The following is a 13,625-nucleotide window of genomic DNA, read 5'->3' on the forward strand; positions in this document are numbered from 1 at the left end:
AATGATCTTCTCGTGACGCACTTTTTTCTGTTACCTTGAAGTGTTAACAAATTATTAATAATTCAGGGGCGGGATATGACGCGGAAAGACGGGCTGCTGGCACTGCTGGTGGTCGTAGTATGGGGGCTCAATTTTGTGGTCATTAAGCTGGGGCTGCACAATATGCCGCCGCTGATGCTGGCCGGCTTACGTTTTATGCTGGTCGCTTTCCCGGCCATCTTCTTTGTGGCGCGTCCAAAGATCCCCTTTAAACTGCTGCTGGGCTACGGTCTGACCATCAGCTTTGGCCAGTTCGCGTTTCTCTTTTGCGCCATCAAGTTCGGTATGCCGGCCGGTCTGGCCTCGCTGGTGTTACAGGCGCAGGCGTTCTTTACCATTATTCTCGGGGCGTTTGTGTTTGGCGAGCGCCTGCAGGGCAAACAGCTGGCGGGGATCACGCTGGCGGTGTTTGGCGTGCTGGTGCTGATCGAGGCCAGCCTGAATGGTCAGCACGTGGCGCTGCTCGGGTTTATGCTGACGCTGGCGGCGGGGCTGAGCTGGGCCTGCGGGAATATCTTCAACAAGCTGATCATGCAGCACGAGGCGCGCCCGGCGGTGATGTCGCTGGTGGTGTGGAGCGCACTGATCCCGGTTATCCCGTTTCTGCTGGCGTCGAGTATTCTGGACGGTCCGGCGGTGATGCTGCAGAGTCTGGTCGACATCGATCTGACCACCATCCTTTCTCTTGTCTATCTGGCCTTTGTCGCCACCATTGTGGGCTATGGGATCTGGGGATCGCTGCTGGGGCGTTATGAGACCTGGCGCGTCGCGCCGTTATCTCTGCTGGTGCCGGTGGTAGGGCTTGCCAGTGCGGCGATATTGCTGGATGAAACGCTAAGCGCGCTGCAGCTGTTCGGTGCCGTGCTGATCATGGCCGGGCTGTATATTAACGTGTTTGGTCTGCGGGTGCGTCGGACGACGCGAGTAAGCGAAAAGGCATAAAAAAAGCCCCGCGTCTGCGGGGCAAAAACGAATCAGAAGCCGTGCTGATTATAATAAGGCACGCCTAATTCGTCGGATTTGTCGCTACCAGCACCCATATGGTTGAAATCATAGGGCGACTGGTCATGTGCGGACGGCAAAATCATCGTATCAGGATTATTTTGCTGCGTTGCACGAGGGGTTTGCTCCGCGAAGGTCTGGCTGGAGAACAGCACCAGCAAGGCGAGGGCGGCGGAGGCGATAACTTTCATGATTTCCTCGGTTACGTCTGTGACAGGCGATGATTAACTACAGTGTTTTAACGGATACAGGTATCGGGATTCGCCCGGCACGCTGGTGATTCGGTACTTATGAGGCGGCACGTCAAAATAGTTCTTGAACGTACGCGTCAGGGTTTGCTGCGATTCAAATCCGTAACGCTCCGCCAGATAAAGGATCGGCTCATTGCTTTCTTTCAGTTTCTGGGCAATCTCCGTCAGCTTGCGGCTGCGAATATATTGACCTAATGAATGGCCGGTCTCTTTTTTGAACATCCGTTGCAGGTGCCATTTGGAGTAACCCGAACGCTCTGACACTTTTTCAAGGGAGAGCGGCGATTCCAGGTTATCCTCGATCCAGTCCAAAATGCTATGAATGGTGATAGCGTCAGTATTGCGTCTGGACATCGTCATACCTCTTTTTCTGTTTACGGCAGGATTTTCTTCAGCAAAAGCTCAAGGGTTGCCACTTCATCTGCCGTTAAGTTTTTTGTTAGTTCCTGATGCAGTGTTTGTCCTACTAATTGATGACATTGCTCGCACATGGCCGCGCCATCGCTGGTCAGCTTCACCAGTACGCCGCGTTTGTCATTCGGGTTAGGGCTTCGTTCTATCCATCCTTTGCAGACGAGACGATCGAGCATGCGGGTTAACGCACCCAGATCGACAGAGAGCACCTTTTTCAGCTCAACCGGCGTGATACACACTTCGCAGCGAATGGAACACAGCACTTTGAACTGTGTTGCGGTGATATCCAGCGGTGACAGGTAGTCATTGAGCAGGCGATCTTTTTTCTGATTGACCATATGAATAAGACGACCCAGCGGAACAACGTCGTTAAAGATATCACTGGTGCTTTTCACAATGGTTGCCCTGGCAAGTAATTAGTCACGGCAGATATTATTGCTCAGGCAAGTATAAGTCAACTGAATGAATCAGCCGATGCCACGAATTGCTAAAACGTTTCATGAACTTTTTTTAAGGTGTTTCAAATCATAGGGATAACATCCTGTTATCTTTTCATAAGGAAAATAATCGTTACGTTGCGCCCATGGCTGAATGTCACACTTTCCCCCTATAATTGCCGTGTTAAATATGGATAAGGACGACAACGCACTATGTTGGATTTGATTAAAGCAATCAGCCTCGGGCTGGTGGTCTTGCTGCCGTTGGCTAACCCGTTAACGACGGTGGCGCTTTTCCTCGGGCTGGCAGGGAACATGAACAGCGCCGAGCGCAATCATCAGTCGATGATGGCCTCGGTGTATGTGTTTGCCATCATGATGGTGGCTTACTACGCCGGGCAACTGGTGATGAATACCTTCGGGATTTCCATCCCTGGCCTGCGCATCGCCGGGGGGCTGATCGTGGCCTTTATCGGTTTCCGCATGCTGTTCCCGGCGCAAAAAGCGCATGAGTCGCCGGAAGCGACCAGCAAATCGGAAGAACTGGAAACCGAACCAAGCGCGAATATCGCCTTCGTGCCGATTGCCATGCCGAGCACGGCGGGGCCGGGGACCATCGCGATGATCATCAGCTCCGCGTCGACGGTGCGTGACAGCGCAACCTTCCCGGACTGGGTGCTGACGGTGGCACCGCCGCTGATTTTTGCGATTATCGGGATTATCGTGTGGGCATCGCTGCGCAGCTCCGGCGCCATCATGCGCTGGGTAGGCAAGGGCGGTATCGAGGCAATTTCCCGTCTGATGGGCTTCTTACTGGTCTGTATGGGCGTGCAGTTTATTATTAACGGCGTGCTGGAGATTATTAAGACCTATCATTGATGTCTTGCCCGGCGGCGCTTCGCTTGCAAGGGCCTACGGGTTTTGTAGGCCGGGTAAGGCGAAGCCGCCACCCGGCACCAACACCCCTCACCCGTGCTGCCCCTGTTCCTCCAGCGCCACCGGCCACTTACGGAAGATAAGCACTGACCAGATCAGCGCCATCAGGGCCGGAATGGCACCCAGATAGCCAATCGCCGACATCGACACGTGCAGGATGACCTGGTTACCCACCAGCGCACCCGCGCCAATCCCCAGATTGAAAATTCCCGAGAACAGCGACATGGCGACGTCCGTCGCATCCGGCGCCAGGGCCAGCACCTTCACCTGCATGCCCAGGCCAATAATCATGATCGCCACGCCCCAGAACAGGCTGAGGATCGCCAGATGGCTTTCACTGCCCGCGGCGGGCATCAGCAACAGCAGACAGGCCAGCAGCAGGCCGATAGCGCTGCTCACCAGCGAGGAGGCGTGCCGGTTACCCAGCTTGCCGAACAGCACGCTGCCAATAATCCCCGCGCCGCCGAGGATCAGCAGTAAGACGGTGGCAAAGTTGGCGCTAAAGCCTGCTACCACCTGCACAAACGGTTCAATGTAGCTGTACGCCGTGTAATGGGCCGTTACCACGATGGCGGTCAGCAGGTAGATGCTCAGCAGCGCAGGGCGACGCATCAGCAGCGGCAGGCTTTTCAGCGAGCCGGAATGCTCGCTCGGCAGCGCGGGCAGCAGCTTAATCAGACACACCAGCGTCACCAGCGCGCCCATGCCGATGGCGAAGAAGGTGGTACGCCAGCCGAAGTATTGCCCCACGATGCGGCCAACCGGCAGGCCCAGCACCATCGCCAGTGCGGTACCGGTAGCAATCAGGCTTAGCGCCTGCGCGCGTTTACCCGCCGGTGCCAGGCGAATCGCCAGCGACGCGGTGATCGACCAGAACACCGCATGGGCAAAGGCGATACCGACGCGGCTGATGACCAGCACCGTAAAATTCCACGCCATAAACGACAGCACGTGGCTCGCGATGAACAAGACAAACAGACCGATCAGCAGCCTGCGCCGCTCTATCTGGCTGGTCAGCAGCATGAACGGCAGGGACATCAGCGCCACCACCCAGGCGTAAATGGTCAACATAATGCCCACCTGCGCCGTTTCCATCTGGAAACTGTTGGCGATGTCAGACAACAGCCCAACCGGCACAAATTCTGTGGTGTTAAAAATAAACGCGGCAATGGCCAGCGTGACCACGCGTAGCCACGCAACCCTGCGGGAAACTGTGTTCGTTGTCATAGGGATGTCGGAGATTCGTTGCTGAAAAGAAGAGGAGACGATCTTAAAACGTTGAATGGCGAAAACTCAACCATTATGTGACGCAGATCTCAATATTTACCTTATGAAAGCGGTAGCCGGGAGCGCTGTTTTCATTGAATATAAAAGAACAACACAATAAAAACAGGCGGTAAGACAATGCAGGAGATTGATTTTTATCTGGTCGATGCGTTCAGCAATACCACGTTTGGCGGCAACCCGGCCGCCGTTTGTCCGCTCAAGGAATGGTTACCCGATGAGACCTTGCTGAAAATGGCGCAGCAGCATAATCAGTCGGAAACGGCCTTTTTCGTCTGCACTAAAGGAGGCATTGAGCTACGCTGGTTTACCACGCTTACCGAAGTCAATCTCTGCGGCCACGCCACCCTTGCCGCCGCGTACGTTCTGTTTAATGAACTGGATTACCCCGACTCGCGGATCCACTTTGATACCGCCTCTGGCCGCCTGACGGTCAGCCGGGAGGGGGAGTGGATGACGCTGGACTTCCCGGCATGTCCAACCCAAGAAGAGACGCCGCCGCCGGAGATGCTCTCGGCGCTCGGTATCCGTCATTACGTTGCAGCACGCAAAGGGCGCGCCTGGCTGATCGTGCTGGATAATCGCCAGCAGGTTGAAGCACTCGCGCCACGCTTTTCGGCGATGACGCCGGGCGAGCATAAGGTGAGCGTGACGGCACGGGGTGAGGGGGAATACGATTTTGTCAGCCGCTTTTTCTCCCCCGGGGTATCCGTTCCGGAAGACCCGGTCACCGGCTCCGCGCACACCATGCTGATCCCGTACTGGGGTGAACGGTTGGGGAAAACAGCCATGCTTGCCCGTCAGGTTTCCGCGCGCTGCGGCGACGTGCGCTGTGAGCTGAAAGGCTCGCGCGTGCTGATGAGCGGACAGGCTTCACTTTATCTGAAAGGCACAGTTTTTCTGCGCTAAATACCCATAACAAGAGAGGAAGAGACAATGCAGGAAATTGATTTTTATCTGGTGGATGCCTTCAGCGACAAAACCTTTGGCGGCAACGCGGCAGCGGTATGTCCTCTGGAAGCGTGGCTGCCGGACGAGACGCTACTCAAAATGGCGCAGCAGCATAACCAGTCTGAGACCGCCTTTTTTGTACGCACCGACGGTGGGTTTGAACTGCGCTGGTTTACCACGCTCGATGAAATTAACCTGTGCGGCCATGCTACGCTTGCCGCATCGCACGTTATTTTCGAATACCTTGACTATCCGCACACTGAAATTACCTTCACCACGCGCTTCGTGGGCGAGCTGACGGTTAAACGCAGCGGCGACTGGCTGACGCTGAACTTCCCCGCGTGGTCAACGGAGGTGGTCGAGAACCCACCTGCGCTGCTGTTTAGCGCGCTGGGCATCCCAGACGCAAAAGAGGTGCGCGTCGGACGTGATTACCTGGTGGTGCTGGAGAGCCAGCAGCAGGTGGAAGCGTTAACGCCGGATATTGGGGCGATGATCCCGCTGGATAAAATGGTCTGCGTGACGGCACCGGGCGAAAAATATGACTTCGTCAGCCGCTTCTTCTGCCCGGGGGAAGGGGTGCCGGAAGATCCGGTTACCGGATCCGCCCACAGCATGCTGATCCCATACTGGAGCGAAAAGCTGGGTAAAACGTCACTTTATGCCCACCAGGGGGCGCACCGTGGCGGGGATCTGCGCTGCGAAATGAAGGGCGACCGCGTGCTGATTGGCGGTCAGGCCACCCTGTACCTGAAAGGGAAAATCTTTTTGCGCTAACGGAGCGGTACGATAAGTTAATTGTATGAAGCACCCCGGCAGGCCTGCGCTATGTTGACATTTAGCCTCACAAAAAAAGCAAGGAGCCTGCCATGTATTCCATTACCTCTGAATCTGCACGTCACCCGGACATTCTTAGCCTGATCGCGGCGCTGGACCGCTATCAGAGCGAACTCTATCCCGCCGAAAGCAATCATCTGATCGATCTGGCTGCGCTGCCGGAAACGTCGCTGATCCTGATGGTCATTCGCGACCAGCAGCTTCATGCCGTTGGCTGTGGCGCCATCGTGCTCAACGGCGACGGTACGGGGGAGATGAAGCGGGTCTATATCGATCCGGCCCATCGTGGGCAGCACCTTGGGGAGACGCTATTGGCCGCCCTGGAAGATGAGGCCCTGAGCCGTCATTGCCATACGGTACGGCTGGAGACGGGCATCAAGCAGCGCGCCGCGGTGCGTCTTTATGAACAGTGCGGATACGATTTGCGTCCGGCGTTTCCCCCGTACGTTGACGACCCGCTCAGCATGTTTATGGAGAAGGCGCTGGTTGAAGACGTTCGTTTAGCAGCGCTATAAAGGCCTCCAGCTGGCGGGTCATCGCCCCGCGTCGCCACACCAGCCAGGTGGTGAGCCAGCGCCAGTTTTCGGCCAGCGGCCAGGCTTCAACCTGATGATGCCCGGGCATACTCTCCAACATCGAGCGCGGCATCAGCGCGATGCCCGCGCCCGCAATGACGCAGGCGAGCATGCCGTGATAGGACTCCATCTCGTGAATGCGGCCGGGCGTGGCGCGGTCAGCGTGAAACCAGCTCTCCAGGTGCCGGCGATAAGAGCAGTTGGCGCGAAAGGCATAAACGTCGCTGCCGCTCACCTGCGCGGCGCGTGAGATTTCCGCCTGCCCGGCAGGCGTGACCAGCATCATCTCTTCCCGATAGACCGGCATTCCTTCCAGCTCCGGGTGCGACAGTGGCCCGTCGACAAAGGCGGCGCTCAGGGTTCCCTCCAGTACGCCATCAATCATCGTCCCGGACGGCCCGGTAGAAAGGGCAAACTGAATGCGCGGATAGCGCTGGTTAAACTGTGCCAGCGTTTCAGGAATGCGCACGGCGGCGGTACTTTCCAGCGCGCCGAGGGCAAATAACCCCTGCGGCTCATCCCCCGCGACGACCATGCGCGCTTCATCCACCAGGGCGAGGATCTGCTTGCTGTAGCGCAGGAAGTTATGGCCAGCCGGGGATAAACGCAAACGCTGGTTCTCACGAATAAACAGCTCAACGCCAAGATCGGCTTCCAGCTGGCGGATGCGGGTTGTCAGGTTTGACGGCACGCGATGCACCTTCTGCGCCGCCTGGGTGATACTGCCCGTCAGCGCGACGGCGTTAAACATTTCAAGCTGGGTTAAATCCATAGCGTTCTCGTTTCGTGAATAAGGTGGTTAGTATTATTCATTTTTAAGAAATAGCAGAGTGGGCCACAATGAATCAACCGAAAAACGTGGAGAACACCATGACTTATTCCTCTGCAACACATGCCTTCTCTGTCAACCCGGCAACGGGTGAAACCCTCGCCGCGTATCCGTGGGCGACGTCGGAACAGGTTGACCGCGCGATTTCTCTGTCCGATGCGGGCTATCGCCAGTGGCGTCGCGAAAGCGTCTCCCACCGGGCGCAAAAGCTGCGCGATCTTGGCGCCGCGCTGCGTCATCGCGCTGAAGAGATGGCGCAGACGATCTCCCGTGAAATGGGCAAACCCATTCAGCAGGCGCGGGCCGAAGTGGCGAAATCCGCCGGCCTGTGCGACTGGTACGCCGAGCACGGCCCGGCGATGCTGCAGGCGGAACCGACGCTGGTCGAAAACCAGAATGCGGTCATTGAATACCGTCCGCTGGGGCCGATCCTCGCGGTCATGCCGTGGAACTTCCCGCTCTGGCAGGTGCTGCGCGGCGCGGTGCCGATTCTGCTGGCAGGTAACAGCTATCTGCTTAAACACGCGCCCAACGTCCTCGGCTCGGCGGAGCTTATCGCGCAGATCTTTGCGGATGCCGGTTTCCCTGAAGGCGTGTTCGGCTGGGTAAACGCCACCAATGACGGCGTCAGCCAGGCGATTAACGATCGTCGTATTGCGGCGGTGACCGTCACCGGCAGCGTGCGTGCCGGGGCTGCCATTGGTGCTCAGGCGGGGGCCGCGCTGAAAAAATGTGTTCTCGAGCTGGGCGGCTCTGACCCGTTCATCGTCCTCAACGATGCCGACCTGGATCTTGCCGTGAAGGCGGCGGTAGCAGGCCGCTACCAGAATACCGGGCAGGTGTGCGCGGCGGCCAAACGCTTCATTGTGGAAGAGGGTATTGCGAAGACCTTTACCCAGCGCTTTGTCGACGCGGTTGCTGCGCTGAAGCTGGGCGCGCCGGACCAGGAAGAAAACTATATTGGCCCGATGGCGCGTTTTGACCTGCGCGATGAACTCCATCAGCAGGTGCAGGCGACGCTGGCGGAAGGTGCAACGCTGCTGCTGGGCGGTGAGAAAATTAGCAGTGAGGGGAATTATTACGCCCCAACCGTGCTGGCGAACGTCACCCCGGCGATGACGGCCTTCCGGCAGGAGCTGTTTGGTCCGGTCGCGGCCATTACTATCGCGAAAGACGCGGAGCATGCCCTGATGCTTGCCAACGACAGCGATTTTGGCCTGTCTGCCACGGTCTTTACCGCCAGTGATGCGCTGGCAGAGACCTTCTCCCGCGAGCTGGAGTGCGGCGGGGTGTTTATCAACGGCTTTAGCGCCAGCGATGCGCGCGTGGCCTTTGGCGGCGTGAAGAAAAGTGGCTTTGGCCGCGAACTTTCCCACTTTGGGTTGCACGAGTTCTGCAACGTGCAGACGGTGTGGAAGGATCGCGTGTAATCCCGCGATGTCGGCCCTCATCGCGAGGGCCGTTGTCATTAATCTGCAATGGTTCTGTCATTTTCATTTCGTAGACTCGCTCGCGTCTAACGCCTTGTAAATGAAGCTAATTATGAACCTAACGCAAATTTTTCGCCGTATTGCGCAGCGTCTCACTCCCCGCCACTTTGGCCTGCTGACAGGGATCTTTTGCATTATTGGCCTTTTCTCCGCGCTGCAGCTCTCCTCGTCATTCCTGCTTAACGCCTCCCTGAACGAAGCCCAGCGCAACGAGCAGCAAAACCTGCTGACGTGGCAGCAGCAGAGCAAGCTGGATCTGGCCCGCGTCTCTCTGCTGGCGGCAAGCGATCTCCTTAACCGCTCCGGGGTGTGGTTTATGCAGGATAAAGAGACCGGTTCCGACGGAAGCTGGCACAGCCTGATGGATGACGCGCAAAAGGCGCTGACGGTGTCTCAGCAGGCGTGGAAGGCCTGGCTGGCGCTGAATCCACCGAAAGACGACGCCCTGGTGAACAGCTATCAGCTCTTCTACGGCGCGATCAAAGAGCAGGCGGAAGGTCTGGTCAAAACCAATACCATCGACGCTTTTTTTGCCGTCCCGGCGCAGGCTTTTCAGACTGATTTTAACGACAACTATGCGCGCTACCAGCAGGCAAGCGAGAAGCAGGCCATGCAGGGGCGTCAGAGCCTCATGGCGCAGCTCTCTGACCTGCAAACGTTATTCCTGTTTGCCCCGGTGCTGTTAGTCGCCATCGCCGCTGTCGTCTGGTTCGGTATGTCCCGATGGGTGATTACGCCGCTGCGTCGGCTCATCGCGCATATCAACCGGCTGGCAGCAGGGGATCTCTCCGGCACGACGCCGAACGTCATGCGCTTCAACCGGGAGATAGGGCAGCTTAGCGACAGCATTGCTACGATGCAGCACGGCCTGCAGCAGCTGGTGACGCAGGTCAGCCACGCCACGGCTACCATGGTGGAGAACATTGATTCTCTGGCGCAGGGTAACCAGAAGCTGTATCAGCAGTCGGCACGCCAGGCGAAAGAGCTTGAGGATGTGACGGCGCATATTGCGGCGCTGGAAAGCCACGTGGAAGGGAATACCGGCTATGCCAGACTCGCCAGCTCCCGGGCCGATGAAGCACGCCAGGCAGCCGTGGGCGGCGACCAGATGATGTCGACCGTAAATGCGTCTATGCAGGCGATCGTCGACCGATCGTCTGAGATGCGCGGGATCGTGGCAATGATCGACAGCGTGGCGTTTCAGACGAACATCCTGGCGCTGAATGCCGCCATTGAGGCCGCCCATGCCGGAAATCAGGGGCGCGGGTTTGCCGTCGTCGCCCGCGAGGTTGGACTCCTGGCCAGAAAGAGCAGCCACTCGACGCAGACCATTCAGGAGCTGATCAACCGTTCACTGCAGGGTATCGAAGACGGTTCCCGTGCCGTCACCCTGATGGAAGAGAATTTGCAGCAGGTCACCGGTCTGGTGGGCAATTTGAGCAGTTTGCTGAATGAGATCTCCACCGCCACGCTCAGTCAGGGAGAGCGTATTCACCTGATGACGCGTCAGCTTCAGGCGCTGAACCAGGTCTCCCGTCAGACGGACCTGCTGGTCTCTGACGCCTCGGAGGCCTCTGAGCGGCTGCAAAAGCAATCCGATCTTTTATTGCAGGCCGTTTCGCGTTTTCGTCTTAGCGCCTGACGCAATACATAAGCCTCTGTTATACTCGCAGCCCGTTTTAGCCTGAGGGCAAGGAGCAAAGTGTGGTTGCGGTCATCCATAATGAGATGTTGGACGAGATTCTGGCGCAGGTTCGTCCGTTAATTGGAAAGGGGAAGGTTGCCGACTATATTCCGGCCCTTGCCTCGGTCAGCGGGAATAAGCTGGGTATTGCTATCTGCACCATCGACGGACAGCGATTCCAGGCAGGGGATGCAACAGAACGTTTTTCCATTCAGTCCATTTCGAAAGTGCTCAGTCTGGTTGCGGCGATGCGCCAGTATGAAGAAGACGAAATCTGGCAGCGCGTGGGTAAAGATCCGTCCGGCCAGCCTTTTAACTCGCTGCTTCAGCTTGAAATCGAGCAGGGTAAACCGCGAAATCCCTTTATCAACGCCGGGGCGCTGGTGGTCTGCGATATGCTGCAGAGCCGCCTCAGCGCGCCGCGTCAGCGAATGCTGGAGATAGTACGCCAGCTCTCGGGGGTTGACGACATTGCCTACGATCCGGTGGTGGCCCGCTCGGAGTTCGAACACTCTGCCCGTAACGCGGCCATCGCGTGGCTGATGAAATCCTTCGGCAACTTCCATAACGACGTGGCGACCGTCCTGCAAAACTACTTCCACTACTGCGCCCTGAAAATGAGCTGCGTTGAGCTGGCTCAGACGTTCCTGTTCCTTGCGCATCAGGGGCACGCGCCGCACCTCGACCAGGAGGTGGTTTCTCCTCTCCAGGCGCGCCAGGTAAACGCGCTGATGGCAACCAGCGGGATGTATCAAAACGCCGGCGAGTTTGCCTGGCGCGTTGGTCTCCCGGCCAAGTCGGGGGTGGGCGGCGGAGTGGTGGCGATTGTACCGCATGAAATGGCGATTGCGGTCTGGAGCCCGGAGCTGGATGAAACCGGAAATTCCCTTGCCGGTGTCGCGGTTCTGGAGAAACTGACCCAGCGTATGGGACGTTCCGTTTACTGATGTCTGACCTGGATCCCCTTTTTTCCCGTCTGGCGCGATCGACGTTTCGCTCGCGCTTCCGCTTAGGCGATAAGGAACGGCAGTATTGCTGGGATAAAGGCCCCGATACCATTGATCAGCATGCCGCTGATTTTGTCGAAAAGCGCCTTGCCCCTGCACAACCCGCGAATGACGGCAAACAGACGCCCATGCGCGGTCACCCGGTATTTATCGCCCAGCATGCCACCGCCACCTGTTGCCGGGGCTGTCTGGCGAAATGGCATAATATTCCTCACGGTGTTCAGCTCACCGCGCAGCAGCAGCAGTATATCGTCAGCGTGATTCACCACTGGCTGGTGCTCCAGATGAACGCCTAAATTTGACGAGTTATGATCCCGTTATATTTGTGTTATAGATTCATCCTAAGTGAGCGCCGATCGTGCTGACGACCGCAATAACTGCCATAAGCTTTCATATGGAATGAAATTTAATGCGTTCTGCTCTTACCGCTTTCAGGCCGTTCCAGCCTGACACGCCGCTGCGAAATGCATCGACGATCTTTATCCTCACCACTTTGTTCTATTTTGTGGGTGCGGAATTACGTCTCGTGGAGGCCTTGTCGCTGTTCTGGCCCCTCAACGGCGTGATGGCAGGGATCTTTGCCCGCTATGTTTTTCTGAATCGCCTGCATTACTACGCGGTATCCTATGTTGCCATGCTGATGTACGACGCGGTGACGACCAACTGGGGGATAGCCTCCGTGGTGATCAACCTGTCTAACATGGTCTTTATCGTCGTGGTCGCCTTGCTGATCCAGCGTGACAGGCGGCTAATGAAGAAAACCCCCGATCCGCTTAACGCATTACGCCTGTTCAACTACTGCCTGATTGCTGCGCTGCTGTGCGCACTGCTCGGCGCGGTAGGGTCGGTCGGGATTGACAGCCACACCTTCTGGCCGCTCTTTGCCGACTGGTTTAGCGAGCAGTTCTCAACCGGCGTGCTTGTTGTGCCGTGTATGCTCACGATAGGCATGCCCGTGCGCGAATTCAGGTTACGTCTGGAGCAGCTATTACCGGTTATTGCGCTGATCGTCTCGGTGGTCGCGTCAGTCGTGATTGGCGGCGCGGGGAGCCTCTCTTTTCCACTGCCTGCGCTTATCTGGTGTGCGGTACGCTACCCATTGCCTGTGACCTGCTTGCTGACGTTTGTCACGGGCGCCATTGAAATTATTCTGGTCGCCAATTCGGTGATTAATATTGCCGTGGCGACACCGCTGACCACCCCAATGATGTTTTCTGCCCGGCTGGGTATTGCCACGATGGCGATCTGTCCGGTGCTGGTCTCCGTCAGCATGGCAGCCATTAATTCCCTGATCCGTCAGGTTTCCCTGCGGGCTGATTATGACTTTTTAACGCAGGTTTATTCGCGTTCCGGGCTTTATGAGGCGTTAAAACACGAAGAGACGCACCGCCATTCGCGTTTCCTGACCGTTATGCTGCTGGATATCGATTACTTCAAAAGCATCAACGATAACTACGGCCACGAGTGTGGCGACCGCGTGCTGGCGTCATTCGCCCGGCAGGTTCAGCAGGTGGTCGGTGAAGACGGGATGGTCGCGCGTATGGGCGGGGAAGAGTTCGCGGTGGTGGTCAACTCTGGCGACGCTCGACACGGTTATGAACTGGCGGAACGTATCAGAACTACCGTCGCTAACCATCCTTTTACATGGCGTCAGCAAACGCTCTCTCTGACGGTCAGTATTGGCCTTGGAAGCGGGAAGGCGGAGGCATGGCAGTTGACCGAGGTCTTCAACAAACTCATGACCGAAGCGGACGATCACCTCTATCGTTCAAAAAAAGCGGGTCGAAATCGTACCAGCGCCCGGGTCGCGGACGAGCATATTACTGCCGCCACCGGGCATGAAACAGAGCTGCGTTAATCGTCATAAGGCATTGACGTGAATAGCAAGT

The 13,625-nt window shown here is 57.2% G+C and carries 15 protein-coding genes; 10 read left to right on the top strand and 5 right to left on the bottom strand.

Going from position 1 to position 13,625, the window contains the following annotated elements:
• Positions 1 to 75 precede the first annotated feature (75 nt).
• Positions 76 to 981, top strand: a complete 906-nt coding sequence (gene eamA / locus PI91_RS13830) for an O-acetylserine/cysteine exporter (RefSeq protein ID WP_039266388.1) — start codon at positions 76 to 78, stop codon at positions 979 to 981.
• A 32-nt stretch (positions 982 to 1,013) separates the two neighbouring features.
• On the opposite strand, the gene marB is transcribed toward eamA, so the two are convergent.
• The 3 genes from marB to marR are packed head-to-tail and all read right to left on the bottom strand — an operon-like array spanning position 1,014 to position 2,101.
• Positions 1,014 to 1,232: a multiple antibiotic resistance protein MarB gene (marB, locus tag PI91_RS13835; protein ID WP_008502238.1), complete on the bottom strand. Its 219-nt coding sequence runs from the start codon at positions 1,230 to 1,232 to the stop codon at positions 1,014 to 1,016.
• 33 nt (positions 1,233 to 1,265) lie between these two features.
• The gene (gene marA, locus PI91_RS13840; protein ID WP_008502237.1) at positions 1,266 to 1,646 is read right to left on the bottom strand and encodes an MDR efflux pump AcrAB transcriptional activator MarA; all 381 of its coding nucleotides are present in this window, start codon (positions 1,644 to 1,646) and stop codon (positions 1,266 to 1,268) included.
• A 20-nt stretch (positions 1,647 to 1,666) separates the two neighbouring features.
• On the bottom strand, positions 1,667 to 2,101 hold the full coding sequence (marR, locus tag PI91_RS13845; protein ID WP_008502236.1) for a multiple antibiotic resistance transcriptional regulator MarR: 435 nt from the start codon (positions 2,099 to 2,101) through the stop codon (positions 1,667 to 1,669).
• Positions 2,102 to 2,356: 255 nt separating this feature from the next.
• On the opposite strand from marR, the gene PI91_RS13850 reads away from it, so the two are divergent.
• Positions 2,357 to 3,022 carry a MarC family NAAT transporter gene (locus tag PI91_RS13850; protein WP_008502235.1) on the top strand — a complete coding sequence of 222 codons (666 nt, stop codon included), beginning with the start codon at positions 2,357 to 2,359 and terminating at the stop codon, positions 3,020 to 3,022.
• 87 nt (positions 3,023 to 3,109) lie between these two features.
• On the opposite strand, the gene PI91_RS13855 is transcribed toward PI91_RS13850, so the two are convergent.
• Positions 3,110 to 4,306 carry a sugar transporter gene (locus tag PI91_RS13855; protein ID WP_039266389.1) on the bottom strand — a complete coding sequence of 399 codons (1,197 nt, stop codon included), beginning with the start codon at positions 4,304 to 4,306 and terminating at the stop codon, positions 3,110 to 3,112.
• A gap of 177 nt (positions 4,307 to 4,483) precedes the next feature.
• Between PI91_RS13855 and PI91_RS13860 the strand changes: the two genes are divergently transcribed.
• The 3 genes from PI91_RS13860 (at position 4,484) to PI91_RS13870 (ending at position 6,666) form a co-directional block, all read left to right on the top strand.
• On the top strand, positions 4,484 to 5,272 hold the full coding sequence (locus tag PI91_RS13860; RefSeq protein WP_039266390.1) for a PhzF family phenazine biosynthesis protein: 789 nt from the start codon (positions 4,484 to 4,486) through the stop codon (positions 5,270 to 5,272).
• A 27-nt stretch (positions 5,273 to 5,299) separates the two neighbouring features.
• Complete coding sequence (locus PI91_RS13865; RefSeq protein ID WP_021242504.1) at positions 5,300 to 6,091, top strand: PhzF family phenazine biosynthesis protein; 792 nt, start codon at positions 5,300 to 5,302, stop codon at positions 6,089 to 6,091.
• Between the two features lie 92 nt (positions 6,092 to 6,183).
• Entirely contained in the window at positions 6,184 to 6,666 is a 483-nt protein-coding gene (locus PI91_RS13870) for a GNAT family N-acetyltransferase (protein WP_039266391.1), read from the top strand.
• Here the strand turns inward: PI91_RS13870 and PI91_RS13875 are convergent.
• Positions 6,620 to 7,498 carry a LysR family transcriptional regulator gene (locus tag PI91_RS13875; protein WP_032651796.1) on the bottom strand — a complete coding sequence of 293 codons (879 nt, stop codon included), beginning with the start codon at positions 7,496 to 7,498 and terminating at the stop codon, positions 6,620 to 6,622. The two genes, PI91_RS13870 and PI91_RS13875, sit on opposite strands and share 47 nt — an antisense overlap.
• Before the next feature lie 98 nt (positions 7,499 to 7,596).
• Here PI91_RS13875 and sad point away from each other — a divergent pair, with 98 nt between their 5' ends.
• From sad to PI91_RS13900, 5 genes are all read left to right on the top strand, one after another.
• The gene (gene sad, locus PI91_RS13880) at positions 7,597 to 8,985 is read left to right on the top strand and encodes a succinate-semialdehyde dehydrogenase (protein WP_039266919.1); all 1,389 of its coding nucleotides are present in this window, start codon (positions 7,597 to 7,599) and stop codon (positions 8,983 to 8,985) included.
• Between the two features lie 112 nt (positions 8,986 to 9,097).
• On the top strand, positions 9,098 to 10,687 hold the full coding sequence (locus PI91_RS13885) for a methyl-accepting chemotaxis protein (RefSeq protein ID WP_039266393.1): 1,590 nt from the start codon (positions 9,098 to 9,100) through the stop codon (positions 10,685 to 10,687).
• Between the two features lie 62 nt (positions 10,688 to 10,749).
• Complete coding sequence (gene glsB, locus PI91_RS13890) at positions 10,750 to 11,676, top strand: glutaminase B (protein WP_071580357.1); 927 nt, start codon at positions 10,750 to 10,752, stop codon at positions 11,674 to 11,676.
• Entirely contained in the window at positions 11,676 to 12,032 is a 357-nt protein-coding gene (locus tag PI91_RS13895) for a DUF4186 domain-containing protein (protein WP_021242499.1), read from the top strand. Before glsB ends, PI91_RS13895 begins: the two co-directional genes overlap by 1 nt.
• A gap of 113 nt (positions 12,033 to 12,145) precedes the next feature.
• Positions 12,146 to 13,594, top strand: a complete 1,449-nt coding sequence (locus PI91_RS13900; protein ID WP_039266394.1) for a GGDEF domain-containing protein — start codon at positions 12,146 to 12,148, stop codon at positions 13,592 to 13,594.
• Positions 13,595 to 13,625 lie beyond the last annotated feature (31 nt).

Origin of the sequence: Enterobacter sp. FB (assembly GCF_000805795.1) — a bacterium.
Lineage (GTDB): Bacteria > Pseudomonadota > Gammaproteobacteria > Enterobacterales > Enterobacteriaceae > Enterobacter > Enterobacter roggenkampii.